The organism is Microcystis sp. M179S2, assembly GCF_020245805.1.
Taxonomy (GTDB): domain Bacteria; phylum Cyanobacteriota; class Cyanobacteriia; order Cyanobacteriales; family Microcystaceae; genus Microcystis; species Microcystis aeruginosa.
On sequence record NZ_JADBUE010000082.1, the window covers coordinates 1 to 25,041 of the forward strand.

Annotated in this window: 23 protein-coding genes and 2 pseudogenes; 14 read left to right on the forward strand and 11 right to left on the reverse strand. The window is 42.2% G+C overall.

Annotated elements, in window-relative coordinates:
• Positions 1-234: 234 nt before the first annotated feature.
• Together IM500_RS04660 and IM500_RS04665 are read right to left on the reverse strand one after the other, a co-directional pair.
• Positions 235-1,053 carry a SirB1 family protein gene (locus tag IM500_RS04660; RefSeq protein ID WP_147069167.1) on the reverse strand — a complete coding sequence of 273 codons (819 nt, stop codon included), beginning with the start codon at positions 1,051-1,053 and terminating at the stop codon, positions 235-237.
• A 78-nt stretch (positions 1,054-1,131) separates the two neighbouring features.
• Positions 1,132-1,926, reverse strand: a complete 795-nt coding sequence (locus IM500_RS04665) for a metallophosphoesterase family protein (protein WP_190722495.1) — start codon at positions 1,924-1,926, stop codon at positions 1,132-1,134.
• Positions 1,927-2,569: 643 nt separating this feature from the next.
• On the opposite strand from IM500_RS04665, the gene nagA reads away from it, so the two are divergent.
• Positions 2,570-3,721 carry an N-acetylglucosamine-6-phosphate deacetylase gene (gene nagA, locus IM500_RS04670; protein WP_190722496.1) on the forward strand — a complete coding sequence of 384 codons (1,152 nt, stop codon included), beginning with the start codon at positions 2,570-2,572 and terminating at the stop codon, positions 3,719-3,721.
• Here the strand turns inward: nagA and ccmS are convergent.
• From ccmS to IM500_RS04690, 4 genes are all read right to left on the reverse strand, one after another.
• Complete coding sequence (gene ccmS, locus IM500_RS04675; protein WP_190722502.1) at positions 3,677-4,117, reverse strand: beta-carboxysome assembly chaperone CcmS; 441 nt, start codon at positions 4,115-4,117, stop codon at positions 3,677-3,679. The genes nagA and ccmS overlap by 45 nt on opposite strands.
• 148 nt (positions 4,118-4,265) lie before the next feature.
• Positions 4,266-5,279, reverse strand: a complete 1,014-nt coding sequence (locus IM500_RS04680; RefSeq protein ID WP_061430636.1) for an aldo/keto reductase — start codon at positions 5,277-5,279, stop codon at positions 4,266-4,268.
• Between the two features lie 406 nt (positions 5,280-5,685).
• Positions 5,686-6,003 carry a slr1957 family protein gene (locus IM500_RS04685; RefSeq protein ID WP_002762345.1) on the reverse strand — a complete coding sequence of 106 codons (318 nt, stop codon included), beginning with the start codon at positions 6,001-6,003 and terminating at the stop codon, positions 5,686-5,688.
• A gap of 320 nt (positions 6,004-6,323) precedes the next feature.
• Complete coding sequence (locus IM500_RS04690) at positions 6,324-6,884, reverse strand: 5-formyltetrahydrofolate cyclo-ligase (protein WP_190722497.1); 561 nt, start codon at positions 6,882-6,884, stop codon at positions 6,324-6,326.
• A gap of 200 nt (positions 6,885-7,084) precedes the next feature.
• Here IM500_RS04690 and grxC point away from each other — a divergent pair, with 200 nt between their 5' ends.
• The 5 genes and pseudogenes from grxC to IM500_RS04715 form a co-directional block, all read left to right on the forward strand.
• Entirely contained in the window at positions 7,085-7,402 is a 318-nt protein-coding gene (grxC, locus tag IM500_RS04695) for a glutaredoxin 3 (RefSeq protein ID WP_002751734.1), read from the forward strand.
• Positions 7,387-7,875 carry a tRNA adenosine(34) deaminase TadA gene (gene tadA / locus IM500_RS04700; RefSeq protein ID WP_190722498.1) on the forward strand — a complete coding sequence of 163 codons (489 nt, stop codon included), beginning with the start codon at positions 7,387-7,389 and terminating at the stop codon, positions 7,873-7,875. Before grxC ends, tadA begins: the two co-directional genes overlap by 16 nt.
• Before the next feature lie 84 nt (positions 7,876-7,959).
• Entirely contained in the window at positions 7,960-8,235 is a 276-nt protein-coding gene (locus tag IM500_RS04705) for a type II toxin-antitoxin system RelE/ParE family toxin (RefSeq protein WP_002762339.1), read from the forward strand.
• Between the two features lie 12 nt (positions 8,236-8,247).
• The gene (locus IM500_RS04710) at positions 8,248-8,550 is read left to right on the forward strand and encodes a HigA family addiction module antitoxin (protein WP_052275888.1); all 303 of its coding nucleotides are present in this window, start codon (positions 8,248-8,250) and stop codon (positions 8,548-8,550) included.
• A 457-nt stretch (positions 8,551-9,007) separates the two neighbouring features.
• Positions 9,008-9,835, forward strand: a pseudogene (locus tag IM500_RS04715) (leucine-rich repeat domain-containing protein); the annotation flags it as partial.
• A 565-nt stretch (positions 9,836-10,400) separates the two neighbouring features.
• Here the strand turns inward: IM500_RS04715 and IM500_RS04720 are convergent.
• From IM500_RS04720 to IM500_RS04730, 3 genes are all read right to left on the reverse strand, one after another.
• The gene (locus tag IM500_RS04720; protein WP_287733460.1) at positions 10,401-10,964 is read right to left on the reverse strand and encodes a DUF4334 domain-containing protein; all 564 of its coding nucleotides are present in this window, start codon (positions 10,962-10,964) and stop codon (positions 10,401-10,403) included.
• 78 nt (positions 10,965-11,042) lie between these two features.
• Positions 11,043-11,486 carry a site-specific integrase gene (locus tag IM500_RS04725; protein WP_147069181.1) on the reverse strand — a complete coding sequence of 148 codons (444 nt, stop codon included), beginning with the start codon at positions 11,484-11,486 and terminating at the stop codon, positions 11,043-11,045.
• A gap of 140 nt (positions 11,487-11,626) precedes the next feature.
• Positions 11,627-12,445: a hypothetical protein gene (locus IM500_RS04730; protein WP_190719325.1), complete on the reverse strand. Its 819-nt coding sequence runs from the start codon at positions 12,443-12,445 to the stop codon at positions 11,627-11,629.
• Positions 12,446-12,810: 365 nt separating this feature from the next.
• Between IM500_RS04730 and IM500_RS04735 the strand changes: the two genes are divergently transcribed.
• Positions 12,811-13,974: a cysteine desulfurase family protein gene (locus IM500_RS04735; RefSeq protein ID WP_190719321.1), complete on the forward strand. Its 1,164-nt coding sequence runs from the start codon at positions 12,811-12,813 to the stop codon at positions 13,972-13,974.
• A gap of 62 nt (positions 13,975-14,036) precedes the next feature.
• Here IM500_RS04735 and IM500_RS04740 read toward each other — a convergent pair whose 3' ends face one another.
• Positions 14,037-15,509, reverse strand: a complete 1,473-nt coding sequence (locus IM500_RS04740) for an NADH-quinone oxidoreductase subunit M (RefSeq protein ID WP_069474864.1) — start codon at positions 15,507-15,509, stop codon at positions 14,037-14,039.
• A 771-nt stretch (positions 15,510-16,280) separates the two neighbouring features.
• On the opposite strand from IM500_RS04740, the gene IM500_RS04745 reads away from it, so the two are divergent.
• From IM500_RS04745 to IM500_RS04775, 7 genes are all read left to right on the forward strand, one after another.
• Positions 16,281-17,783 carry a radical SAM/SPASM domain-containing protein gene (locus tag IM500_RS04745; RefSeq protein ID WP_287737834.1) on the forward strand — a complete coding sequence of 501 codons (1,503 nt, stop codon included), beginning with the start codon at positions 16,281-16,283 and terminating at the stop codon, positions 17,781-17,783.
• 95 nt (positions 17,784-17,878) lie between these two features.
• Positions 17,879-18,022: a hypothetical protein gene (locus IM500_RS04750; protein WP_287737835.1), complete on the forward strand. Its 144-nt coding sequence runs from the start codon at positions 17,879-17,881 to the stop codon at positions 18,020-18,022.
• Positions 18,023-18,170: 148 nt separating this feature from the next.
• Positions 18,171-20,240, forward strand: coding sequence for a prenyltransferase/squalene oxidase repeat-containing protein (locus IM500_RS04755; RefSeq protein ID WP_287737836.1), 2,070 nt, complete (start codon positions 18,171-18,173; stop codon positions 20,238-20,240).
• Positions 20,241-20,255: 15 nt separating this feature from the next.
• Positions 20,256-21,038: a CPBP family intramembrane glutamic endopeptidase gene (locus IM500_RS04760; RefSeq protein WP_287737837.1), complete on the forward strand. Its 783-nt coding sequence runs from the start codon at positions 20,256-20,258 to the stop codon at positions 21,036-21,038.
• Positions 20,989-22,197 (forward strand): M50 family metallopeptidase, encoded by a 1,209-nt coding sequence (locus tag IM500_RS04765; protein ID WP_287737839.1) that lies wholly within the window; start codon positions 20,989-20,991, stop codon positions 22,195-22,197. Before IM500_RS04760 ends, IM500_RS04765 begins: the two co-directional genes overlap by 50 nt.
• Complete coding sequence (locus IM500_RS04770; protein WP_072924667.1) at positions 22,197-23,405, forward strand: ABC transporter permease; 1,209 nt, start codon at positions 22,197-22,199, stop codon at positions 23,403-23,405. Before IM500_RS04765 ends, IM500_RS04770 begins: the two co-directional genes overlap by 1 nt.
• A 9-nt stretch (positions 23,406-23,414) precedes the next feature.
• Positions 23,415-24,845 (forward strand): efflux RND transporter periplasmic adaptor subunit, encoded by a 1,431-nt coding sequence (locus tag IM500_RS04775; protein WP_190719307.1) that lies wholly within the window; start codon positions 23,415-23,417, stop codon positions 24,843-24,845.
• Positions 24,846-24,859: 14 nt separating this feature from the next.
• Here the strand turns inward: IM500_RS04775 and IM500_RS04780 are convergent.
• Positions 24,860-25,041: pseudogene (locus tag IM500_RS04780) on the reverse strand (hypothetical protein); the annotation flags it as partial.

Genomic DNA, 25,041 nt, shown 5'->3' on the forward strand with positions numbered 1-25,041 from the left:
ATAATACAGTGAGTTCTTTTCTTCTTCCGTGAATTCTAGGTTAATCATGTTTTTAATGAGTGCTTTGCTTCTAATTATGACTCTTAAACTATATTATTGTCCTTGAGTAAAAAATGCAAGTTGTAGCCGTGCAAAGTATAGGGTTTGCGGCAAAAAGTTTGTTGGTGGGGTGTGGGGTGTGGGGTGTGGGATCTGGGGAGAACAAATAAAAATAATCTCCTGACGACGGACAACTTAAGAGTTAATTTTTTGCAATAATTGCCGAATTGATTCCGCATCTTGGGCGTTGGGTAGGAGAGCAAGATAGAAGCCTAAATCCTGTTGCGCTTGGCTGAATTGTCCAATTTGATAGTAAACTAAACCTCGATCGCGCAGCTCTAAGGGATGATTAGGAATGAGCAAAAGTAGCAGATCTATTGTCCGAATTGTCTGAGACCATTGTTGACGATTCAGGTAAATATATTTTAAATTAGTCAACAAACGTAACAAAATTTGCTGATTGGTAGCAATATTGAGAAAATGTTCTTCTAATTTAACTGGCTGTTGATAAACCTGACTTAATCTTTCTTGACAGTCCTGTTTAAATAAGATTTCACCACCGTGAAAGGGATCGACAAAAATTTCCACTTCCTCGAAATCGGGACGGATAATAAAATGGCCCGGCATACCAATTCCTACCATGGGAAAATCGATCTGTTTGGCAATCTCTAAATAGATAATCGAGAGAGTGAGCGGAATACCTGTGCGGCGATCAATTACGTCATTTAAGTAGCTATTGCGGGGGTCATAGTATTCTTGGGTATTACCATTAAATTGTAAATCTTCAAACAAATATTGATTGATAATCTTGACTATTTTTAAAGGATATAATCTATCGGGTAAACGTTTTTTTACCTCCTCAGCCATTAAATTTATTCTATTTAAATAGTGATCAATATTGAGGCGCGGATATTCAAAATTGGCTATTTGTAGGGCTGCCCGAGCTAGATTTATCTCAGGGTCAGGATGTTGAATTGTTTCGATGAAGGCTTGGTATAAGAGTGCAAGGGTCATTAGAAAAGGGTATTAATCAGATTATCAACTATTTTAACCGATCCTTCCGATTTTATCGCTTCTCTTTTCTGATCACCATTAAATATTCAGCAATTTAGATGAGCTTTGCTGGGAAGAGTAGCGATAAATCTTGTCAATATCTAGATTAACCACGGCTTTTTCTAAAGGGATCGTGCGACAATTTTTATTTTGAGACTGCACTTGATAAACTAATTGATTTGTCCAATCTAAAGCAGTTAACCAACCACTTTGAGGATGATAAACCCCAGTTTCAATGTCTAGCCAACCGCTGCCGCGAGCTAGTTGTCCCGGTTTGACATCGGGAAAGGTAAAGGTTAAAGTATGACCTGTGATAATTAGTTTATCCTTGAAATAGGGTTGGGTCATGGTATGAAATTCGTTTCTAATCCAACAAAACTGCTCATTTGTTTGCTGTTCAAGGGGATATTCTGGTTGTACTCCCGCATGAACTAACCAAATATCTCCTAAATCTAAATAAGCGGGTAGGGATTGAAACCAATTAATATGCTCGGCGGGTATATTGTTATTATAACTTAGTAGTGTCGCCGCCCCGCCACTCTCGATCCAGCCGTTAAACCATTTTTCAGAAACTTCTTTTCCTGCCAGAGCTTTTAAGAGCATATATTCATGATTTCCTAGGAGACACTGGTAGTTATTTTTGATGACAAAATCCACCACTTCCAAGCTCTGCTGTCCTCGATCGATTAAATCTCCCAGAAAATAAACCTCATCCTCACTATCGGGAGCAACTCGGTTTAATAGTCGCAAAAGTGCCTGAAAATTGCCATGCACATCTCCGATAATAATACGACGCGGTTCTTGAGTCTGTTTCCCTATTTTTTTAAAAAACACACACCCCTCTCTAATTGCTGAGATTGCTGCTCTTTTATCGCTAAAAAAGTAGTTTTTATAAGGTCTTAATTTTATTATAGGACAAAGCTTTCCCTCTGACAGTCACTGGTTTTGGGGAACGCCGGAACTGCGGGAGAAAGGCTGTAATACTAAATCCTGTTTAAAAAGTATAGGATAGTGGGGTGGTCACTGCGTGCGCGTTGCGGGGGGAAGTGGGGTGATAGGAAAGTGGGGTGTGGGGAGAAACAATTCATAACTTGAGAGTTAATCACACTATTAAAAACGGATTTGGTATAAGTAGGTGGGTGGAATTAAACATAAGATGAACTTAGGTTGGGTGGAAGCATGAAACCCAACTCCCGCATGGGTTACGCTACCGCTAACCCATCCTACCAATAATTGTGCCTCCCTGCTTAATTGTTTTGTAAAGTATTTTTGCAATCTCTGGGCAGGGAGCGGACAGGTTATGGTATTATTTTTTTATGATGAGTTTTTATATAATTGGATGTAAGTGTCCATCATTGAACGCAAAGATTCCCATTATATAAAAAAGTATCTCAAAAAAATGCCCACTTGTCAAGCATGATCAAAAAAAAAGTTTTTTTTTGAGATTATAATAAAAAAAAATTAGTTTTCTACTTCTATGATAACCCTAATTAACGCTAGAATTCCCGCCCATCAGGATCGACAACAAATAGAGATAAATGCTGCTGGAAAGATTGAGAGGATAAGGGAGATGGGGGGAAGAAAAAAAGGGGAAAAGATTATCGATATGGAAGGGGATTGGCTATCGTTGGGAGGAGTAGATTTACAGATCAACGGAGGGTTAGGATTAGCATTTCCCGACTTAGAAATAACAGATCTAGAAAAGTTAGATAAGATTAGCGATTATCTTGGGAATCAAGGAATTGATAGTTATCTGCCCACCTTAGTAACCACGTCTGTGGAGAAATTTCAAAAATCCCTCTCAGTAATTGCCAAATATATCGAGAAACAGAAACAGGAAAATCGAGCGAGCGCGCAGGTTTTAGGAGTACATTTAGAGGGACCATTTTTAAACTATGAAAAAAGGGGGGCGCATCCAGCCCAATATCTTTTAAACCCAAGTATAGAAACAGTAGATAAAATCTTTGGGGACTACTTATCGATCGTAAAAATTATCACCCTAGCCCCCGAATTAGATAGTAGCGGTACGGTGATTAAATACTTAAGCGATCGAGGGATTACCGTCAGTTTAGGACATTCGCAAGCGAGTCAAGAAATAGCAAAAGAAGCCTTTTTACAGGGGGCAAAAATGGTTACTCATGCCTTCAATGCCATGCCTCCTTTACATCATCGTCAACCGGGGTTATTAGGGGAAGCAATTATCAATTGCGAGGTGTATTGTGGGTTAATTGCCGATGGTCAACACATCCATCCAACCATGATAGAATTATTACTAAAAGCCAGTAATTATCATCGAGGAATTTTCTTAGTTAGTGATGCTTTAGCGCCGATCGGTTTAGAAGATGGTGTCTATCCTTGGGACGAGAGAGAAATTGAAGTTAAACAGGGAACAGCAAGACTTTTTGACGGTACTTTAGCGGGAACAACCTTACCCTTATTACAAGGAGTAGCCAATTTAGTTAACTGGGGAATATGTGATTTAGAAACGGCGATTCTTTTAGGGACAGAATCCCCCAGAAAAGCGATCGGATTAGCGGGTTTATCGGTGGGACAACCTGCCAACTTTTTGCGCTGGCAATCGGCATCAAATTGGGAAAGATTGGATTTCCGCCAGCATTTTGGACTCTAACTGTTGAATTAGGGTATCGAGATCCACTTCGAGGCGATTAAAACATTCAGGGGGGGAAAGATCGGGTTGAAAATAAATCAATTTTACCTGACCATCACCGATAGCGACTATAGCCACTTCTTCCCTGGGATTATAGCGATAAATAATCCCAAGCATCTCTTGAATTTTACAATTAACCTTGCGATTTAATTTCTCTAGAGCCTCCCTAGAACAACAGACAAAATGGGGCTGGGGTTTAAGATCGATGCCCAGGGTTTCTTGGGCATCTTCTCCCCATTCCGAGAGTAAACCCCACATTAAACCGGCTAATTCCTGTTGATTTTCTTGCACGAATTGATCTAATTGATAGCGCCATTGATTAGCGGGATCATCGGGGATTGGTTGTTCAAATCTCATCATTAGCCTCTTTTCAGTCTTCAGTTATCAGTCTTCAGTTATCAGTCTTCAGTTATCAGTTATCAGTCCTTGATAAGGGGTGTGCCGATCCCCCCTTAGTCCCCCCTTAATAAGGGGGGAAAGCTGACAATTTTTAACACCTACCTACTTAACGACGGTACTCATCACCGCAATCACCGATTAACTGCAATAAATCCTGGGATTTTTGCAAGACATGATCAATTTTTTGATAGTCTTGGGGGGATAATTGAAAATCGAAAATACGGGCATTTTCTTGGATATGTTCAGCAACACCCAAACGCACCCCGATAATTGCCCCAGCTACGGCTTTTTGTTCGAGAACGTAACGCACTGCCACATTAGGAATGGTGACATGATAGGAATCAGCGATCGCTTTAAGAACGGTTAATAATTCTTGGAATAATTGCCAGTTTCCCCAAGCATTGATCATGTTTTTATATTTCCGTAAACTAGCGGTATTGAGACTCATGGGATTGGGTTCAGGATGACCGAGATATTTTGCCCCTAATAAGCCTCCTGCTAGAGTACCATAGGCGAGTAGATAGATGTTATGTTCTTGGCAAAATTGTGCCATTTTGACTAGAGGACGGCGATCAATCAGGGAAAACTGGACTTGATTGGAGACTATTTTAATCCCGGTGCTGAGAATAATTTTTAAATGTTCCGTGTCGAAATTAGTCAAGGCCAGGTGTTTAATTTTGCCTTCCTGTTGTAATTCTCCTAAAAAATATAAGGCATCTAGATAATTTTTATCGCGATAATCCCACCAGTGAAACTGCAATAAATCGAGACTATCCACATCCATACGACGTAGGGAAATAGCGATATTTTTTGCGACTATTTCCTTAGTCATTTTACCCGGACGGGGAACCCATTTAGTGAAAGCTTGCAGATTATTTAAAGCATCAATGCCCCTTTGGGCGACTAATTGACGACGAAATTCACCGATAAAATCTTCGGCCGGCCCGTAATGATCGGCCAGATCCCAAGTGGTGAAACCGGCATCTAGATAGGAGAACATACTAGGGATCGCTTTTTGGGGTGCGATCGAACCATGGGCGCCTGAAACTTGCCACATTCCGTTCAAAATACGACAAATTTCCAGATCGGGGGTAAACTGTAAGCGACGAGATTCGGACATGGGAATTATGAATTATGAATTATGAATTATGAATTATGAATTGGGGAGGGGAGCATCTCACCTTTGTAACCCCTAAATCAGGTTTTTATGTCAAGCTATTTTGAAAGCCTTGCTAGAAAACAGTTTTATGGATAAGTATAATTACTCACTTGCATAAATGAGATGCTCAATTGGGGAGTGGGGGGAGAGGGAAGTGGGGAGAATAAATAAAAATAATCTCCTGACTCCTAAATACTGACTCCTGACGGCTAAAAAACCGATGAATCTACTTTCTTAAATTATCGCCCGATTTTACCCTGTTTCGTTGAACAGATCCATCATCCCTGTCCAGAAAAAAGCGGCAAAGGGGAAGACTTTCGGAAAAATCTCCCCCTTTTTGGGTTTTTACTTCTCAATTTTTGCCCAGTTAATATTCCACTTCCAATCGCGCTGCGGTGACAGCATCAAAAGCGAAAGCGAGAACTATAGGCATGGGACAAGCGAGGGTGATACAGAGAATTAAAGCTGTCAAAGTCAATCCGATCGCCACTCCTAACCAAAGTTTTTCGGCAGGGGATAGACCTTTTTGGCGCTTAATGTTTTGTAACACTTTGGTGGGAATTGGTTCTGGCATCACGGCATTGGGAGGGAATGCCCAATAATTACTGTAGCGTTCGAGAAATAGCTCTGTCCAGCCGTTTTCTTGACACCATTCTTGAATCCATGGTTCGTGAAAGTGTTTCATTGCTTCCCTGTTGACTTTTTCTGGTGATTACTTTAAACATCTCCTGATGTGAATTTCATCCTAGCAAAGCTATCTTAAGGGTCGATCGGATTCAATAAAACTTAATATATGAGTAGTCGGTGAAAAGTAAAGTTAACGGTGAGGTAAGGAGTCAGGAGTCAGGAGTCAGGAGTCAGGAGTCAGGAGATAGGAGATAGGAGATAGGAGATAGGAGACAGGAGATAGGAGATAGGGGATAGGAGACAGGAGACTCCCAGATAGGAGACTCCGAGACAGGGATCAGCTTGGGGATTGGGTGTGAGGGAATAGGGAAATAATTGTTAAAAAATTTCGGTTCTTGATTCGGTACAGATTGCCTGTAATTTTTGGTCCCAAGTATCGAGGGGAAGGGGATCGAGATAGGCAAAGTCAAAGACAATCCCGATCGAGGGGATAGCTTGCCATTCGGGGGAATGTAGGAGACGATCAAAATAACCTCCCCCGTAACCTAAGCGATAACCTTGGCGATCGCAAGCGACGGCGGGAATTAATAGTAAGTCCACTTCGGCCGGTAAAATGAGAGGAGCGATCGCTGTTGGTTCGTAGATGCCATAACGATTTAATTCTAGGGGATCATCGGCAGTCCAACAGTGCCAAGTCAGGCTATCTCCGTCACAACGGGGAAAACCCCAGCGATGGTGTTGACAAAATAAGGAACTTAAATCCGGCTCTTGACGATAACTGAAGTAAGCGAGAATGGTTTTAGCGTGGTGAAAGAGGGGTAAAGATTGTAAATTTTTGCAAAGTTGCTGACTATTTTCTTGCCAAATATGCTTAGGAAGCGCTCGTCTTTGGGCAATTAGTTGTTTGCGTAATTGGGCTTTTTTGGTAGCAGAATCCATAAAATAGAGATAAATAGGAGAGTAAGTAGCTGGTTATAATTAAATTGAAGATGGATCCCCCCTTAATCCCCCCTTAATAAGGGGGGTGTCGATCCCTCCTTAATCCCCCCTTAATAAGGGGGGTGTCGATCCCCCCTTAATCCCCCCTTAATAAGGGGGGCATCTGACAGTTTTTAACACCTAACTACTTAGTAAGAACGATGCTAAATCTATTTAACTCGCTTTTTGGGCGTTATAACGAGAATATCAAGGCCAATGTGGAAATTTACACCTGGGCAACTTGTCCCTACTGTATTCGTGCTAAATGGTTGCTGGGTTGGAAAGGGGTAAAATACACCGAATACAAGATTGATGGGGATGAAAGCGCTCGTCAAGCCATGGCCGAACGGTCCAACGGTAAACGCAGTGTACCACAGATTTTTATTAATAATGAACATATCGGTGGTTGTGATGATTTGTATGCTTTGGATGGTCAGAAAAAATTAGATAATTTACTGGCTAAATGTGGGACTATCTAAAGTCTATTGATGAAAAAGCCTATGAGAAACATCGGCAATGGATGCAGTTAGCTTTAAATTTAGCGGCAACTGCGGGAAACCGGGGTGATGTACCTGTGGGAGCGGTTATCGTGGATAAACAGGGACATTTAATCGCTCAAGGGGCTAATTGCAAGGAAAAACACCATGATTCCACCGCTCACGCCGAAATTCTGGCGATTCGTGCCGCTAGTCAAGTTTTAGGCAATTGGCACTTAAATGATTGTACCCTCTACGTCACCCTCGAACCCTGTCCCATGTGTGCCGGGGCAATCATTCAGGCTAGGCTAGGATTATTAGTGTACGGTGCTGACGATCCGAAAACAGGAGTTATCCGCACTGTGGCTAATTTTATTGATAGTCCTTTTTCTAACCATCGTTTACCGGTAATCGCGGGAATTTTAGCCAAGGAATCTGGGGAATTATTACAAACTTGGTTTGAGAAAAAAAGATGAGAAAAATTTGAGTAATTATCGGGACGGTTGATAAATTTAGCTAAATTTATCAAATTATTGCCTTAGACATGACAAAAATAACCCATGATTAAAAGCTTTCGATGTAAAGATACAGAAAAGCTATATAATAAGCAGTTTGTTAAAAAGTTTTCTGGGATTGAACGATTAGCGATCAAAAGATTGCGTATTTTAGAAAGTGCTAATACACTAGAAGCATTAGCAGGATTGCCGAGTAACCGCTTAGAACGTTTAAAAGGAGATAGAATCGGTCAATATAGTATTCGTGTCAATGACCAGTATCGTATTTGTTTCTCATGGGATGATGCAGCTACTAATGTTGAAATTGTTGATTATCATTAAGGAAAATTCACGATGAATAATTGGAAAAGTCCTATCCACCCCGGTGAAATTTTAGCTGATGAATTAGAGGAAATTAATCTTAATGTTTCTCAGCTTGCCACAAGAGTTAATATCTCTGAGAATGAACTTGAGCAAATTCTCAAGGGACAAGGAAATATCACGGGAGATATTGCTTTAAAATTAGGGCGTTTTTTTAATACAGGGGCAGAAATTTGGATGAATTTACAAAAAGCCTATGAGTTAGATCTAGCGAGGGAAAAGTTAGGAAATACCCTCGAAGAAATTATTCCTTATCAATCCCTGTCTTCAGGATAAATTCTCTTGAATTCTATAATTATTCATTTGGCTGCATCTCACATTGGCTCTTCCGGTTTCTGTGTGGAAACGAGATCTATACTGATAGTTTCTTCTGCAGCTCGACCGAGCTTCGCCGAACGTCAAAATAGTCTTAAAAGTCTTGTCCGGTAAACATTTTGCGATTCCATAAGCAAAAATTATCACACAAAGTCGAGAAGAGTCATTTATCCACATAACCCACCTCCCGTTCTGTGTTATCATTATACCATGCTCACACAGAACCTAGAAGAGCCTCACATTTGCAGAAATAGCGACAATCAGCAATTATCAGTCATCCCCAAACTGATACAAATGTATGAATAACCGCGTGTGGGAGTTAATCATACTGTTAACAGTGGACTAGCTGATCACCACCAGTTGTATTAACCGGATCTTTTGCCAAAATGGAGTAAATATAGTAGCGGGGGGATGGTCAATGACAGCACGGGAAGTATTAGAGTTAATTCAAAGGGCAAAGGACGAAAGAGCGGAGAAGTTGGATCTGTCTGGCAGAAACTTAACAGAAATTCCCCCCGAAATCCCTCAACTCACCTCTCTGCGATCCCTTGCCCTCGGCCATAACCAAATCAGCGAGATACCAGAAGCGCTCGCTCACCTCACCTCCCTGCAGCGCCTCGACCTCAACCATAACCAAATCAGCGAGATTCCAGAAGCGCTCGCTCACCTCACCTCCCTGCAGCGCCTCGACCTCAACCATAACCAAATCAGCGAGATTCCAGAAGCGCTCGCTCAACTTACCTCCCTGAGAGACCTCTACCTCAACAATAACCAAATCAGGAAGATTCCAGAAGCGCTCGCTCACCTCACCCGCCTGCAAAGCATCCACCTCAACCATAACCAAATCAGCGAGATTCCAGAAGCGCTCGCTCAACTTACCTCCCTGAGAGACCTCTACCTCAGCAATAACCAAATCAGGAAGATACCAGAAGCGCTCGCTCAACTTACCTCCCTGAGAGACCTCGACCTCAGCAATAACCAAATCAGGAAGATTCCAGAAGCGCTCGCTCGACTTACCTCCCTGGTACGCCTCGACCTCAGCAATAACCAAATCAGGAAGATTCCAGAAGCGCTCGCTCGACGACTTACCTCCCTGCAATACCTCGACCTCAGCAATAACCAAATCAGCGAGATACCAGAAGCGCTCGCTCAACTTACCTCCCTGCAACGCCTCGACCTCAGCAATGAGATACCAGAAGCGCTCGCTCAACTTACCTCCCTGCAACGCCTCGACCTCAGCAATAACCCAGGGGACCTGCGTAGGAATAATATCCCAGCCAGACAGTCGCTCTGTAGAAGAATCAGACAAGCCATAAATGGTACATTATCAAAGCGCAAGTCCCCAGCGAGAAACCAACAACGATGACACCCCCCAAGAAACCCCCGAATCGGAGCAGTAAAGATTTGCTTACCACAGAAAGGTAACTTAGGCGAAAAAGTTTACAAATATTTAATATTTTCTCTCTTTTTGTCAAATAAGGACATGAAATTCCTTATTTGTTGAATCTAGTCGATGGTGAAATTAGAAGAATGTTCAAACGCCACAAACTCTTAAGTGATATTGCACTCAAAATGAATCAAACATCTGACTCTATTTATCAAGAAGAATGGGATGAACGCGCATTTCGTCCACAGCAAGTGTAGAATTATGTTATTCTAAATGCTTAATTGGTTGGTGAGTTAATTTTTTTAACTTCTCAGCCACTTCAACCCGATGACAACGATGATAAGTTCATAATTACCTCCTGTTCCTCTGTACTTGAATTATCCCTCAACTCTAAATTCTTGCACCAGAGCGTTTAAATCGAACCTCAAGAATTAAGAGGTCTTTGACATCGCTTGAGAACAAAAAAGAAAGGTTGGGGAGAGTTTTTAAAATCCATAATTCCCAGCACGGTATTATCATCTACTTTCCGAAAAGAGTCATTAATCGGCAAATAATCATAAATCATCGTGGCGCTGACTTTGCCCCGATATTCCATCATTCGCAGTCTAGCCTGACTTGTCTCTGTTTTCAGCAAGGAGTTGGTCAGCATCAGTAAAGGTTTCAGAGAATTATTTTTGAGTATCGGCAACTTCAAAATCCAGTTCATGGCCGTGGGATTGGGTGCCACCTTAAAAATTTTTCCCTGACCATCTAAAAATAACAGGGGGTGGACATTCTCAGTATCGACAAATTCTTTACCATACCAATTAGATGCTTCTAATAAACCATCCATTGGGTGATTTGTCTGAAGTCCAGAACCTTGCCAACGACCGAGCATAAAGTCTAAACTCACGGGGTCGAGAGCGTCAAACAATTGTAAAGCTCTTTCTGTGGTTGTTTGACCAGCTTTAAGAATCGACTGGCAGCTTTCTAATTCTAATGTTTCCATTGTTTCACTCTTGTTGTGTCCTGACAATAGCAGTATAGCTTCTCAGCCACAGGGTGGGGGATTGCCACTTGGTTAAGATTACCAAACATCCGACATATCTTCAGTCAATGGGTCATCGTATCGCCTTAGGGTTTCCAGCCATTCACTCATTTCTTCCTTGATGGTTTCTTTAAGTTCTTGCAAATCATCTTTATCTATTAGGCCTTTTTCAAGTAAGAAAGTGTAGAACTTTTTCAGACTACCTGCATTAGCCTTGATGCTTGATTGACTGGCCCACAGTGCCTTTTTGATAAACCAATAACCCAAAAATTCACTGACCATATCTACCCCGTCTTTGGCTTCTACGGCATCTTCATAGAGTAAATATTCGTTGATATAAAAATCTATATTTGAAACATGATTATTAATGGTTTTTTCGGACAGGCCTGATGATTCTAGCCAACTCTCAAAATCCGTTAGTAATTCATGATTGGCTTTTCTTATCTTTTGACAGTCAGCCTCGTATTTCTGGGAATCATCCATCTCAAATTTCTCTCCTCCAAATCGCTGCTCGATGGTCAATAGGGTAATGAATCAAGTGTTTTTTTCCAAGCGTCTAAAGCCGCCATTTCATCCTCATGGTCAACGTCGGCCAACCGCCGGAATCGCCTTTCTCTTTTCTGCTAAATAGCTCCAACGATGTTAGACTCAATTTGCTCAATGATGGCGGCCACATCTTCTTCTGTATCTCGAGGTTGGGTTAATTCCACATCCGTTGAGAAGAGGCACATTTGAGCCCAGTCTAAGTTTTCCACTTCACACTGGTCAATCACCGAACTGGGGATGTTTTTCAGGGTGATGCTATCCCATTCAATGCCGATGAGATTGCTCTGCCGCTCAATTGTCACAATTCTTCCTTGCCAACCACCGATGTCAGTCCCCAAATCTGGGTCAAGTACACCCTGTTTGACGATGACCGAGTCGCCGACTTTGAAGGCAAACTCTGACTCGGAAAATTCGGGCGACAAGCTGGAGGCAACCGAGAGATGATACTCGCTTCCTAGCTCTTTTAACTCAAAATCCACAATCATCCGCTTGTTTTCCGAGAAATAACGGTTTTTCCTAGCGATTAGCTCCTCGATTAGCTCTTGAATCTCCGCCTTGAGCCTTTTATCTCCTTTAAGAAGGTCTTTGTTAAAAACTCGGTCTATCATCTCTTGCCGCTTTGACTCGGGGGACAACGCCAGATTCCAAGCGATTATCCCTATGGTCAGCAGTGTTCGCATAGATCCCTTTGTTTCATTGGATTCGCGGTAAGGCTCGATAAAATCCTCCAGAACTTCCGACATTGTGACTTCCCCAGAAGGAGAGACGACAATTTCCTTGAAAGGCAAGGACTTTTCTCTTAATTTCTTCTCAAAGCTTTTCAAGGGTTTTTCGGATCCTTGGGACATTTTCTGCAGCCTGAGCAGTTCACTAAATGCCTTCGATTTTTTAGCCATGATTGAGCGGGAAAATATGTGTTATTAATCCTGTTGGGTTACTGAACAACATTGGGATAGGGGAATTGTAACTGCTGTCAGAGAGCGATTGCGCTCTCATTATTAAATCTTAAAGTTCTGGACTGAGTTGTAAGCTGTTGACTGCTGAGTGGGTGGGTGGAATTAAATATAAAATGAACGTAGGTTGGGTTGAAGCATGAAACCCAACGCCCGCATGGGTTACGCTACCGCTAACCCATCCTACAAATAATTGTGCCTACCTACTTATCCGATACTTTTTTGTTAACATAGATTAGCAATGCACTTTCAGAGATTCTCTTAAAACAGAGGATATCTCCTTCTCAAATCCCCCGCGGGGGAAAAATATGTCTCAAAAGCCGATTTATCTAGATTGCCACGCCACGACACCGATGGAGCCGCAAGTTCTGGCGGCGATGTTGCCCTATTTTACCGAACACTTTGGTAATGCCAGTAGTATTAATCATGTCTATGGTTGGACAGCCGAGGCTGCGGTTAAACAGGCAAGAGAAACAATCGCCGCTGCTATTAATAGTAGTCCCGAAGAAATTATTTTTACCAGTGGAGCAACAGAGGCCAATAACCTAGCTATCAAAGGGGTTGCCGAAGCTTATTTCGCCAAGGGAAGGCATATAGTTACGGTGATGACAGAACATCGCGCCGTTTTAGATCCCTGTCATTATCTGGAAAAATTGGGTTTTGAGGTGACAATTTTACCCGTCGGTGCTGATGGCCTAATTGACTTGGAACTACTAGAAAAATCTTTGCGTCCTGACACGATTTTGCTGTCAATTATGGCTGCTAATAACGAGATTGGGGTGATTCAACCTTTAGCGGCAATTGGGGCGATTTGTCGCCAGTATCAGGTACTTTTTCATACGGATGCGGCCCAAGCAATCGGGAAAATTCCCCTAGATGTGGAGGAAATGAATATAGATCTGATGTCCTTAACTGCCCACAAAGTCCACGGACCGAAGGGAATCGGTGCGCTGTACGTCCGGCGCCGGAACCCCAGAGTTCGTCTCGCCGCTCAAATTCAAGGGGGAGGCCAGGAAAAAGGACTGCGATCGGGTACAATATTTACACCGCAAATTGTCGGTTTTGCCAAGGCGGTAGAATTGGGCATCAAAGCGATTGAAGAAGATACCAGCCACTTAAATCAGTTAAAAGCCCGTTTATGGGAGATTATCAGTCAATTAGACAGAATTTATCTCAATGGTCATCCTAGCCAAAGATTAGCCGGAAATTTGAATATTAGTATTGAAGGGGTGGACGGTGCGGCGTTATTGTTAGGATTACAGCCAATAGTGGCTCTTTCCTCTGGTTCTGCCTGTTCTTCTAGCCATACCGCCCCCTCCCACGTTTTAACTGCCTTGGGTCGCCCCGAATCTCTCGCTTATGCCTCCCTGCGCTTCGGGTTGAGTCGTTTTAATACTTTAGAAGAAATTGAACTGGTGGGGGAACAGGTGGTTTTAACGGTTAATTCCCTCCGCAAAGCCAAAAATTTTTGACGTTTCGGCTCCTATCCACAAGTTAGTTTCGGTCTAGGTTTGAAAAATTCCGAAAAAGGTTTCTATGATTGCCTTTGACTGATTGCCGTGCCAGTTAATAACACTGATGCTTGGTTTTCAGTCCAGTGAATCATCCAACTCGGTTGTAATCCCAAAACAATAATAAATAAAGCCAAGGCAATTTCGGGAAATCTTTCGGGCCAGGTACTGCGAGGAATGCGCGATAATTCGGGGGTTAAACGACCAAAGAAAACCCGATTAATCATCAGGAGAAAATATACTGCGGTTAAACCACTAGCGACCAAACATAAGAGCGTTTGTATCGGAAAAATCGGGAAACTGCCACGAAAGACCAAAAATTCGGCGATAAATCCCACCATTCCGGGGATGCCGGCGCTGGCCATGGCCGCTAAAATCATTAACATTCCCGTGATTGGTAAACCTCTTTCTGGATTTAATAAACCGCGTAGATAATCCACATCCCGACTGCCGGTTTTTTTATACACTACTCCCACCAACAAAAATAACAAAGCGGAAATTAAACCGTGACTAATCATCTGCAAAATCGCCGCGGTGATGCTTAATCTGGTGGTGGCCGCCGCCGCTAGTAAAATATAGGCCATGTGGGAAATGGAAGAATAGGCGACTACTTTTTTCATATCCTTTTGGGCAATAGCGCAACTGGCCCCGTAGAGGGCGCTGATAGCTGCTATCGTTGCTAACCAAGGAGCGAGAGTTACCCAAGCATCGAGAAATAAACCGACTCCAAAGCGCAGCAGTCCATAGGTTCCTAATTTGAGTAATATTCCCGCTAAAAGCACAGAAACGGGGGTAGATGCTTCGACGTGGGCATCCGGTAGCCAAGTATGAAAGGGAAAAATCGGGATTTTGATGGCTAATCCAATCAGAAGGGGGATGAGGAGCAGTAATTGGGTTTTAACGTCTAAATTGTTCGATAAAAGGGGGTTATAGGCGAAATTATTAGCACCAGTTAGCCAAACTAAGCCAAGGAAAGAGATTAGCACTAAAAAGCCAGAAATTGCCGTATATAATAAAAATTTCATGCCCGCGTAACCGCGTCTTTGACCCCCCCAAATGGCAATGAGAAAGTAAAGCGGGACGATTTCTAATTCGTAAAATAGGAAGAATAGCAGTAAATCCTGCGCTAGAAAGGCCCCCGCTACTCCGGCATTGAGTAACAAGAGCAGAGAATAGTAAAATTTCGGTCGGTTAACCTCTGTGCCACTAGCATAAAGAGCAATTATTGTCAAGATGCTGTTAAGAAAAAGTAATGAAAATGATAAGCCATCGACACCGAGGGCATAATTGAAACCGAGGAAATTAATCCAAGGCAGGTTAACCGTGAACTGCATTTGCGGGTTACTAGGGTCAAATTGCCAGCCAAGGAGAATATTAAGCAGTAAGAGAACGACAGCAAGAGTTAGAGCTAATCCTCGCACTTTTTTCGCCTCTAGAGGCGTGTAGGCAATCAGTATCGCCCCTATAATCGGTAGCCAAATAAAAGCGTTGAGCATTCTTTACTTTAATGGGGATGATAAACCTTCCCATTATTGCCTGAGCGGTCAATCTTTAGCAAGATAGCTATCAACTTTTAAGTAGGGAGGCACAATCATTTGTAGGATGGGTTAGCGGTAGCGTAACCCATGCAGGCGTTGGGTTTCATGCTTCAGCCCAACCTACGTTCATCTTATATTTAATTCCACCCACCTACTTAACATTCATTTTTGAAATAACTATATCTGGTTTTTCTCGTTTCTGTGTGCAGAGCAGAAGAATAGGGATAATTTTCCAGAAATATAGTCTTCAAAACCTTGCCTAGCAAAACTACTAGGAATGATAAGCCCTGATTATCACACAAATTCGATAAAAGCCAAAGTTCTAATCATTAGGTTTGTTCTTAATATTTATTAAGTTTTAGTTAATTATATTAAGTTTTAGTTAATTATATTAAGTTTCAGTTAATTATATTACGTTTCAGTTAATGCCGAGAAAATATGCTAAATTGATGGTCAAGGTTAAAGGGGGGTGCAAAGCCAATCGCCTCTTACCCTTCTCAGAAACAGAAAAACTAGGCAACTGATACTAATTTTTAACAGTCGTAACTAACATCTGAAAATTCCGCTCTCAGAAAGAAATTGCGCTTTGGAATAATCAACTAGGTTGTCATTACTTTTCAAAAATGATCTGAGGCTAACTCAGCCCAATAACGTGGTTGAAGCCCCCATTTTTCCGTTGCCTCCTCGCTTACATTAATAACCTATCAACATATTATACTTTGACTTACCATGCTAAGAACAAGCAGTTACACGATCTATGTTGACTTACCGAGCAGTACCGACGAAATGCTGCTAGTCCATGGTTACACGGGAGCTTATAACAAAGTTTCTCGACGGGTTGCCACCTATTTGCGTTCCCTGGAAGTGAAAGCACCACCTAAACCTCTATACGGAGATTGGACTCCTGAACCGGCTATTAATGGGGAAATCACACCTCCCGCTGAAGCAACAATTGAGTTGCTGAAAAAGCGGGGATACTTGACGAAAATGACACCAGAGGAAGAGGAGGCATTCTTCGTGAAGTTAGCAACCAAGCTGCATCATTTCCAGAAGCGTTTGATGCCGACTTATGTTTTCATGCCTACCTATAGTTGTAATCTGCGCTGTCCTTATTGTTTTCAAGATCACATGAGGACAGATCCAGCCTACAAGCATTTATTAACAAGAATGTCCCCAGAGGTAGTGGATAGGATTTTTGCCGCTATGCCTGCCATTGAAGCGGCTCACGGCGTAGCAGAAGATGCTGACTTACCTCGCGATATTACTCTTTTTGGTGGCGAGCCTTTATTAGCAGAAAACCGCTCAACAATTGAATATATCCTTGAACGCGCCTTCGCTTCAGGTAAGGTAAATTTCTCAGCAGTTACCAATGGAACAGAGTTAGAAGCTTATCAAGATTTACTGGCTCCAGAGAAAATTTCTTGGCTACAAATCACTTTAGATGGCATTCCCCACGAACATGATAAGCGGCGAATTTATGCGGACGGTAAAGGTTCTTACGAGCAAATTGCCCAGAATATTACGCGAGCATTAGATTTGGGAGTCCGGGTGGCAGTGCGAATGAATATTGACAGGAACAATGTTAATAAACTGCCCGATTTAGCTGATGAAATTGTTGCTAGAGGCTGGAATAAATACAAAAGATTTCAGGCTTATACTGCCGTAGTTACTGCGTCTAATGCCAAAACTGAGGTCAAAACCACATTAAATTCTTGGGAATTAGATTTGCAACTAAACTCCCTGCGGCAAGAACATCCCAATATGAGGGTAATTGACCGCCCGGATGATGGATTGATGGCGAGGGTCAGAGAGATTTTTGCAGAGAATAGAGAGCCGATAAATTTCTTTCAATCAAGTTTCTGTGCTGCCCATAACAAAATGTACGTTTTCGATCCTTTTGGGGATATTTATGCTTGTTGGGAGAAAACGGGAGATCCGAAAATTCGCATTGGTTACATAACAGAAGACAGTCAAGTTATCTTAAATGAAGAATTAAACCAAACCTGGCGAAATCGCACGATTGTTTCTAACCCAGTTTGTCGCAAGTGTCGCTATTCTTTTTCTTGCGGAGGTGGGTGTGCTGCTGTCGCCATGAGTAATAAGGGCAAATTCTATACCAATTATTGTGATGGTTTTGCCCATCGCTTTCGAGCCAGTGTAGCTGAAGCATATTTAAATCATGTGGCTGGTACGGAAGTAGAAGAAAGACAGGAGCTTTTGTGTCCTGTATAAACGGTCTTTATCTGTCAAGCTGTGCCTGGGGAGAGTTATCTTTCTCAACCCAATTGTTCAAGTCAACTTAATCCAACTAAAAGGAGAATACCATCATGGATGACAAAACCAAAAACATTCAACCTGAAATCGAGAACTTAAATCTCGACGAAATTGATGTTGAAGAACTGGAAAAACGTCTTGAGTTAGCAGCCGCAGCCGCAGAACAAACGGTAGGATGCTTAGCTTATTGGAACTAAAAACTCCAATTAGCTAACAAATTGTTATAATTTGTTTGAATCAGAATAGCTTATTTAGGGAGAGTGATTCAAAAGTACAGCAACAGATAAAGATTACTCTTAACCCCAATTAAGCTATTCTGTTTTTTATCTAATTAGGATGGTGAATATGAATTACCTAGAAACTTTGAGGTTGGAATTTCAAGAAGAAATTGAGATAATAGCCAAGGAAAAACACCGATTACAGATTTTATGGACAGACAATCTGCTAAGAAATAGTTTAGACAATAATCCGCAAATAGGGATAGATCAGCAAGCTTTTTTTGTCTATTTCTTTATTAAAGCTTTTCCTACTCTACAGGTTGATGATATTAGGATATTGGCTCTAGCTGGTCAGTTTTTTGCTAATTCTGTTGTGTTGTGTGATGAAGTAATAGATCAAGCATCTAGCGGTATAAATATAGCTAGTGTACTAGGAATGCAAGCAAGGCAATTTGAATCCTATCATTTACTTTATCAAATATTTCCGCCTAATACAACTTTCTGGCAAAGGTTTCGAGGTTATTTATCTCAATACACTCAAGCTTGTCTTGAGGAAAATGATTTTATTTCAGGAAAACGTACTTGGAGTGAATATACAGAATCAGTTGCCATTCAAAGTATTAAGGATAAAACCGGAGTTGCTAAAACGGCGATTGCCGGCTTGGTAGAATTAGCTCAAGATGATACTTACTTAGACTCTTTGGGAGAATCGATTAGTAATTTTTATGTCGCTGGTCAAATGCTCGACGATCTCCGCGACTGGAAGGAAGACTTACAAACTGGAATACCATCTTTATTGCTGTCTCGCCTCATAGATGAATCACCGCACCAATACAGCCAGGAACAATTAGAGGAGTTACCCAAAAAATTAAATCATAAAATTTATTATCAAGGACACGCTAATTATGTCTTAGAACTTGCCTTAAAACATCTCGATCAGGCAGAAATATTAAAAGAAGAATTGCCAGAACTACTCTGGTGGAATGTGACCTCAAAACTACGTCACAAATGTCAGACATTAATTGAAGATATAGCTGGCATCGTCCAGAAAAACCTAGAACGTGCTAAAAAACAGCCTAAATTTACTTTAACCCCGCCTGCGGCTGCAAGTGAATGGCAACAACTGTCATGGGATGGATTAAACTTTATCATCAAACAGTGGCAGTTAGGCTTTGGGGAAGCTAGACACATCATGGTATTTGCCCAAGAGCAAGGATTTAGTTCTTCTCAAGAATACCAGTATGGAGATGTGTTTCAAAGAGCATTAATTGCTGATGCTTTATGTGATGTCGATGAACAGTTAGGCGGGTTACTCCAGCCGTTACTAAAAGAAGAAGTAAACTATCTCCTGAACTGTCAGCGAACAACAGGAATTGGCGGCTGGAGTTATTTTCCTGACTTGCCAGAATTGTCACCCGATGCCGATGATTTAGCACAGATAATGCAGGTTTTGTTGCGTTTGGGTCATACCGCAGAACTTATAAAATTCTGCGAAACTCCTTTGAAATTTCTTTTAGAAGATTGTGCCTATCCTGATGGTAGTTTTGAAACCTGGATTATCCCCCAAAATCAGCGGACTCCAGAACAAGAAAACCAAGCTAAGTGGGCAAAAGAGGCCTGGGGAACTGGACCTGATACCGATGTAATTGCTAATTTAGTCTATGCTCTTTGGTTGTACGATTCACAACGTTTTTCTGATCAAATTAAACAGGGAATTACCTATTTAGAATCTCAACAACAGGCTGACGGTAGTTGGTTAAGCAGTTGGTATCACGGTCCCTATTATGGCACTTACGTCTGCTTGAGATTGTTAGCCGCTACTAAACCGGATTCACCGGCGATTTCCCGCGCCTCGAACTTTTTGAAAACTCAGCAACATTCTGATGGAGGTTGGGGACTGACAGAGGATAGTGATTCCCTTAGTACAGCCCTATCTTTGTTGGGATTAGCGACTGTTGCCAAGCTGGGGGGAGGTGAGGAGAATAATAATTTAGCTACTCCAGCTTTGTCATTTTTGCAAAGTTGTCAGCAACCAGATAAAGCTTGGGAAAATTGTCAATTTATTTGCATGGAATTGGGGCGCGCTTCTGGTCAAGTCTATCAAATTCTTTCCTATGGCAGCCGCACCATAACTAGCACCTTCGTGATGAAAGCGGCCAATGCTTGGCATCAACTGAGCAGACAGATTACTTCATAAGGGAATGAGAGAAAAATGGCAATACTCAAGGCAATAAAAGCGGATAGTATCAAGAAAGTTGGGCGAATCACCGCCCTTTTCTTCTTTCCTCTCTTCGGCAGTGCTATTTTGGCATTACCTGCTTACTTATTGCAGGTAGATAACCAAATTTTATCCTTACTAATCTATGGAGGACAGTTATTAGTCAGCTTATATCTAATTTATCGCTGGTATAGTTTTAAGGATTGTGGTCTAGGCGGCATTCCCCAACTGTCTTCCTTCCTTTGGGCTTTCTCTTTTTTAGCATTGCGTTCTCTAACTTGGGTTATCTTTTTGCCTTACCGTGTTAGCCTGCCCAAGTGGGAAATACTAATTCCCGATTTATTGTTTTTCCTGTTCGTCAATGGGGCAACTGAAGAAATTCACTTTCGCGGTTTACTTTATAGTGGAACCTTAAAAGAAATTTCTCGACCAGTAGTAGCGGCTGCTATCAGTTCTTTTTTATTTGGCCTGTTACACTTGTCTTTAGGACAGCCGAGTTGGATTCCTCTTTTCATTGCCGATGGCTTGGCTTGGTGTGCAATTCGCATGAGAACTAACAGTGTTTATCCAGCAATTCTCAGCCATGGCTTACAGAATTTGTTGTTCACTGATATTTTGCTAGTTCCTCAAGACCTTAGTCCCAGTACAGAAATCATTTACACTGTCACGGCGATTGCCGTGGATCTCGTATTTTTTCAGTTAGTAGGTTGCAAAAACTTGAAGCAATATGAACAAATTGCCAGACATCCAGGGAATTCAAGAACGACTGATAGTTGATACATCTGAAGGTCGTCCAGTTTATCTATTAGCAGTGGGAACAAATCCCACCTATATTAGACTGTCATCTACTTCCTATTACCTTTTGGAACAGCACAGCTTGGGGGTTTCCTTCGAGTCAGTGGCTGAAGATCTGAATAAAAAAGGACAGCAGGTATCGCCCGCTCAAGTTGAAGCAGCTTATCATAAAGTACTAGGACAAATTCATGAAATTGAGCGCAATCCTAAGTCAAAGCGGTCAGAATTTTTCTTTAAATTTCCCCTACTGCCGAAAAGTTGGGTTCGTCCCATCGCAGCTTCTCTTTCTTTTGCCTTTTCTAAAATTAGTGTCTATTTTTTGCTAGGTTTCATGGCACTGGCCGTTGCTATTGCTCCCCATAATGATTTTAAGCTAGAAGTTACACCAGATGGCTTGTTCTGGGGCTATTTACTATTTCTATTTTCCTTGATAATTCATGAATTAGGTCACGCGAGTGCCTGTAGCCGTTATGGTAGTGAACCCAGTGATATTGGGTTTACTTTCTATCTGATTTGGCCAGCTTTTTATAGTGATGTTAGTGCCGCTTGGCGACTCAAGCGTTGGCAAAGGGTAATTGTCGATATTGGCGGCGTATTTTTCCAATTGGTAGTTGCTGCTGTTTATGTTATAATCTATAAATTTACTGATTTGCTCGCCTTTAAACTCGCTCTCTTGATGATTGTGGGCAGTTGTCTATTTACCCTCAATCCAGTCTTTAAGTTTGATGGCTATTGGTTCCTTGCTGATGCTTTGGGGGTGACAAATTTAGCGGCGCAACCCTTACGCATTTCTAATTATTTCTTCAATAAATTCAGGAAACGTCCAGTAAAACCTTTACCTTGGCCTCCCATAATTTTGATAATTTTAACCTTATATACTTTCCTGAGTTTTGCTATTTGGGGATATTTTCTTTGGTTCATTTTTCCTCTCTTCTGGCAAGAATCAGTCAAGTATCCCCAAGCAGTAGTTTCAATTACTTCTAAGCTTTGGCATTGGCCTCCTATTTTGGGTTTAGAAGAATTAAAAGCTTTTGCTACTTCAACTTTTCTGCTTGCCATTTTTGGCTTGATGGTATGGCGTTTAATTCAAGCCCTAATTAATCTAAAATTCCGCAGTCAAACTCAATCAGGAGGGAACTAATGAAAATTTTTGATTATTGGCAAATTGCCAGTCAAAATCTCCTCAAAAATAAACTGCGTAGTAGTCTGACTATGCTAGGAATTATTGTGGGTAATGCTTCCGTCATCACCTTATTCGGAATTGGTCAGGGAACACAAAATTTAGCAGCCCAGCAGTTTCAATCCTTGGGAACTAATGTTTTATTTGTCGTCCCTGATGTCAGCGATGGTTGGGGGACTACTTATCAAAAACCGAGAAGTTTAGTATTAGAAGATGCTAGAGCGATTGCCACTCAAGTGCCGGCCGTGTCAGAAGTTGCTCCTGAAATTCAATCGACCGAAGTTGCAAATTACGGCAGTAAAACCTTTGAGACTCGTGCTATTGGCACCACACCAGAATATCTCTCGGTGCGAAATTTTGATGTAGCTAAGGGGCGATTTTTGAATGAATCAGATATTGAAAGCAATAATTTAGTCGTGACTTTAGGACCAGAATTGGCAACAAAATTATTTAACCAAGAAAATCCTCTAAATCAATACGTGCGGATTAGAAATATTGATTTTCGCGTTATTGGAGTGATGAAACCGAAAGGTTCAGTATTAGGAACCAATTTAGATGATGTTGCCATGATACCAGTTACCACAATGGCCAATCGCCTGACTGGAAGAACCTCTTCTGCTGGTATAGAACTATCCTTTATTTCCTTTTCAGCACGAGATAAAACCAGAGTAGAAGCCGCCCTATTTCAAGTAAGAAATCTACTGCGACAGCGCCATCAGGCATCTGACTTTAGCATACAAACTCAAAAAGATTTGTCAGCAACTGCCGACCGGATTGCCAGCGCCCTGACTTTATTCTTAGTAGCGATCGCCAGTATCTCTCTTTTCGTCGGCGGCATTGGTATCATGAATATTATGCTGATTTCTGTAAGTGAGCGCACTTCAGAAATTGGACTACGAAAAGCAGTAGGAGCATCTGGCCGCCAGATTCTCATGCAGTTTCTTATTGAAGCAGTTATCCTTTCGGTACTTGGGGGGTCAATCGGGGCTTTTGTGGGAGTCGGCGGCAATATCCTCGTTGCTAGTTTTACTCCCCTCAAAGCCAGCATTTCTCCTCTAGTGATTGCTTTAACTTTAGGTGTGTCGGGAAGTATCGGACTATTTTTCGGAGTCGCCCCTGCCCGACAGGCAGCCCGACTAGACCCAATTGTCGCCTTGCGGAGTATATAAAACCTAACTATGCAAGTTCCAGTGATCCCCAAAATTACCCTCAAGCTCCCCCGTACCTGGACGATGGGAATCCTCACCGTCGGCATCATCGGCAGCACTGCTACAGTTTACCTAACATCGCGCCGTCCCGCTGCTCCCACAGACATCAATCACCTCACGGTTGCCGTCAAACAAGAGAACCTTACCTTAGAAATTCAAGCCAGCGGCACAGTTAGACCGATTGAAAGCGTCAATATTAGTCCCAAAACTTCCGGGCGCTTGACAGAACTTCTCGTGGAAAAAGGAGATCGGGTCAAGGAAGGGCAAGTTATCGCCCGCATGGAAGATACAGAAATTCGCACCCAACTAATAGAAGCGCAGGCTAACCTCAGTCGCCAAGAAGCCCGTCTCGCTGAATTGCTGGCGGGCAGCCGCCCTGAAGACATCGCCCAAGGTCTTGCCCGTTTGAGCCAAACCGAAGCCCGTCTCGCTCAATTACTGGCGGGCAGTCGCCTTGAAGACATTGCCCAAGCTCAAGCTCAACTAGAAGCAGTCCAAGCCAAAGAAAGACTCGCCGTCGCTAGACTGGAGAGGAACCGACAGCTTTTAGCCGATGGAGCGATCGCTGAAGATAAACTAGATGAAGCCACTGCCGATGCTGAGAGTGCTGCCGCTAATAGCCAAGAAGCAATGAACCAATTAGCTAAACTGAAAAATGGCAGCCGCCCCCAAGAAATTGCCCAGGCGCGTGCCGAAGTTGCTGAAGCTAAATCCGCACTAACAGAATTGGAAAATGGCAGCCGCCCCCAAGAAATTGCCCAAGCAAGGGCAGAAGTCGCCGTAGCCAAAGCTCAAGTTTTGCGGGTTCAATCCCAAATGCAAGATAGCGTGGTTGTGGCTCCCTTTTCCGGCTTGATTACTCAACGCTATGCCAGCATCGGTGCTTTTGTCACCCCAACTACTTCCGCTTCTAGTAGTGCTTCTGCTACTTCTACTTCAATTGTTGCTTTAGCCACGGGATTGGAGATTCTCGCCGAACTTTCAGAAGTAGATATTAGTAAAATAAAAGTCGGACAAATGGTGCAAATTCGTACTGATGCCTATCCGCAAAAAGTCTTTCAAGGGAGAGTCCGCTTGATTGCCCCAGAAGCAGTCAGGACTAACAATGTCACCTCTTTTCAGGTACAGATAGCAATTGAAACGGGACAGGAAAAACTCCTGTCGGGAATGAATGTGAGACTGACTCTTTTAGGGTCCTCAATTCCTCAGGCTTTAGTCGTACCAAATGTCGCTGTTTTAACTCAAAATGGCAAGACTGGGGTATTAGTTCCTAACCAGGAGAATAAACCTAAATTCCGTCCGGTGACTCTTGGCCCAGTCATCGGCGATAAAACTCAGGTTCTTAATGGGGTTAAGGTTGGAGAGCGGGTATTTATCGACTATCCTGAAGATTCTCCTTAGAGTATCTGTTTAGATCAGCTATAATTATCGTCTGGGGTTTGACTCGGTGTCAAAAAAGTTTCAGCTAATTTAATTAAATTGGTTCGATTAATCTTCCCCTGGGGACTTTTTGGTATCTCTGGTAATTTTATCCAATGTTTCGGCAGTTTATAATTGACTAATTTATCCTTAATCAGGGATTGAATACTTGCCTGGC

Coding starts and splice junctions, on each gene's coding strand:
- IM500_RS04720 (WP_287733460.1), bottom strand. CDS start 10,964: ATGGAAACATTAGAATTAGAAAGCTGCCAGTCGATTCTTAAAGCTGGT.
- IM500_RS04750 (WP_287737835.1), top strand. CDS start 17,879: ATGGATGACAAAACCAAAAACATTCAACCTGAAATCGAGAACTTAAAT.
- IM500_RS04685 (WP_002762345.1), bottom strand. CDS start 6,003: ATGAAACACTTTCACGAACCATGGATTCAAGAATGGTGTCAAGAAAAC.
- IM500_RS04660 (WP_147069167.1), bottom strand. CDS start 1,053: ATGACCCTTGCACTCTTATACCAAGCCTTCATCGAAACAATTCAACAT.
- IM500_RS04740 (WP_069474864.1), bottom strand. CDS start 15,509: ATGCTCAACGCTTTTATTTGGCTACCGATTATAGGGGCGATACTGATT.
- IM500_RS04760 (WP_287737837.1), top strand. CDS start 20,256: ATGGCAATACTCAAGGCAATAAAAGCGGATAGTATCAAGAAAGTTGGG.
- IM500_RS04735 (WP_190719321.1), top strand. CDS start 12,811: ATGTCTCAAAAGCCGATTTATCTAGATTGCCACGCCACGACACCGATG.
- grxC (WP_002751734.1), top strand. CDS start 7,085: ATGCTAAATCTATTTAACTCGCTTTTTGGGCGTTATAACGAGAATATC.
- IM500_RS04690 (WP_190722497.1), bottom strand. CDS start 6,884: ATGGATTCTGCTACCAAAAAAGCCCAATTACGCAAACAACTAATTGCC.
- nagA (WP_190722496.1), top strand. CDS start 2,570: ATGATAACCCTAATTAACGCTAGAATTCCCGCCCATCAGGATCGACAA.
- IM500_RS04770 (WP_072924667.1), top strand. CDS start 22,197: ATGAAAATTTTTGATTATTGGCAAATTGCCAGTCAAAATCTCCTCAAA.
- IM500_RS04680 (WP_061430636.1), bottom strand. CDS start 5,279: ATGTCCGAATCTCGTCGCTTACAGTTTACCCCCGATCTGGAAATTTGT.
- IM500_RS04745 (WP_287737834.1), top strand. CDS start 16,281: ATGCTAAGAACAAGCAGTTACACGATCTATGTTGACTTACCGAGCAGT.
- IM500_RS04765 (WP_287737839.1), top strand. CDS start 20,989: ATGAACAAATTGCCAGACATCCAGGGAATTCAAGAACGACTGATAGTT.
- IM500_RS04775 (WP_190719307.1), top strand. CDS start 23,415: ATGCAAGTTCCAGTGATCCCCAAAATTACCCTCAAGCTCCCCCGTACC.
- IM500_RS04755 (WP_287737836.1), top strand. CDS start 18,171: ATGAATTACCTAGAAACTTTGAGGTTGGAATTTCAAGAAGAAATTGAG.
- IM500_RS04725 (WP_147069181.1), bottom strand. CDS start 11,486: ATGGATGATTCCCAGAAATACGAGGCTGACTGTCAAAAGATAAGAAAA.
- IM500_RS04730 (WP_190719325.1), bottom strand. CDS start 12,445: ATGGCTAAAAAATCGAAGGCATTTAGTGAACTGCTCAGGCTGCAGAAA.
- IM500_RS04705 (WP_002762339.1), top strand. CDS start 7,960: ATGATTAAAAGCTTTCGATGTAAAGATACAGAAAAGCTATATAATAAG.
- IM500_RS04710 (WP_052275888.1), top strand. CDS start 8,248: ATGAATAATTGGAAAAGTCCTATCCACCCCGGTGAAATTTTAGCTGAT.
- tadA (WP_190722498.1), top strand. CDS start 7,387: ATGTGGGACTATCTAAAGTCTATTGATGAAAAAGCCTATGAGAAACAT.
- ccmS (WP_190722502.1), bottom strand. CDS start 4,117: ATGAGATTTGAACAACCAATCCCCGATGATCCCGCTAATCAATGGCGC.